General features: G+C 58.1%; 1 protein-coding gene and 1 pseudogene. Both read right to left on the reverse strand.

Going from position 1 to position 1,373, the window contains the following annotated elements; all coding sequences use genetic code 11:
- Positions 1 to 181 (reverse strand): annotated as a pseudogene (locus tag RMO15_RS32625) (acyltransferase); the annotation flags it as partial.
- A 116-nt stretch (positions 182 to 297) separates the two neighbouring features.
- Positions 298 to 1,248, reverse strand: coding sequence for a PHP domain-containing protein (locus tag RMO15_RS32630; RefSeq protein WP_309723362.1), 951 nt, complete (start codon positions 1,246 to 1,248; stop codon positions 298 to 300).
- Between the last annotated feature and the right edge of the window lie 125 nt (positions 1,249 to 1,373).

Consider the following 1,373-nt stretch of genomic DNA (forward strand, 5'->3'; position numbering starts at 1 on the left):
CACGCAGCTGCCCCTCTTTGGAAGAGAGGACAGGGAGCATCAAGCAATATCCCGAGAGAACAATAAATCCCACAACGCCTACTTGGCCGTGTAAAACACAGTCCCCAATCCAAGAGCCAATCGGTAGGTTTGGCGAGTCAGGCCACATTCCAAAGACATGAAAGACGAGCACGATGATCATACACAGTGCCCGCATTCCTTCCAGGAAAGGCAAGTGAAGGGGAGAAGAACTCGTTTTTTGAGACATGGTATCTACACGTGAATGCAAGATTCATGCAAAAACGACTAAACCGATTTTTACCCCAGCCACCCGCGCAGCGCTTTTTCGTCCCAGCAGTTGAGCACATCGCCGACTTCCAGCCCCGCGCGGCGGGCGATACACAGCCCCCACGAGAGGTTTCCCAGGCTCTTGACCGAGTGCGCGTCGCAGTTGATCGCAATCTTCACGCCCGCAGCTTTTGCCTTCTTCACGTGCTCGTCACACAGGTCCATGCGCTCGGGTGACGAGTTGATCTCCAGCGCTTTCCCGTACTTTGCCGCCGCCGCGATCACGGCATCTATATCCAGCGGATAGCCCTCGCGCTGGCCCATGATCCGCCCGGTCGGGTGCCCGAGAATGTCCACGTGCGGGCTGGCGAGTGCCTTGCAGATGCGTTGCGTCATCGCCGCCTCGTCCTCCTTGTAGCGCATGTGCACCGACGCCACGACAATATCTAGCTTCGCCAAAACCTCGTCGTCCATGTCCAGCGTCCCGTCTTTGAGGATATCCACCTCCAGCCCGGAAAGAATCGCCAGCCCCCGCGCCGCAAACTCCGGACGCAGCGCCTCGATCTCGTCGAGCTGCGCCAAGACGCGCTCGCGGCTCAGCCCATTGGCAATCGCCAGCAGCGGCGAGTGGTCGGTGATCGCCAGATATTCGTAGCCCCGCTCCAGCGCCGCCTCTGCCATCTCCCGCACCGACGCCGTCCCATCCGACCAGGTCGTGTGCTCGTGAAGCTGGGCCTTAAAATCCGCCTCCGTGATGAGCTTGGGCAGCTTGCCCGCCTTGGCAAGCTCGATCACATCTGGCCAATCCCGAAGCTCCGGCTCGATGAAGGGAATACCTGCCATCTGGAAAAGTTCGTGCTCATCATCGGAACCAGCATCATCCTCTGGCCCCCATGCGTCTATGAAATCCAGCCAGAACTCGAAGTCACTCATTACCAGGTACTCGGCGAATAGTCCTTTATTGGCCTCACTACCCGACACATTTTCGTCTCCGTTCCGAACGTGGAAAACGCGTCCTGAGGGGGAGCCCCTCGTTGAGGCAATGCTCTATCCAATTCAGACCCAGATGAAACAAACTCCAGTCGCAACGATCCGTGCGATGGATC

Source organism: Armatimonas sp. (genome assembly GCF_031410135.1).
Lineage (GTDB): Bacteria > Armatimonadota > Armatimonadia > Armatimonadales > Armatimonadaceae > Armatimonas.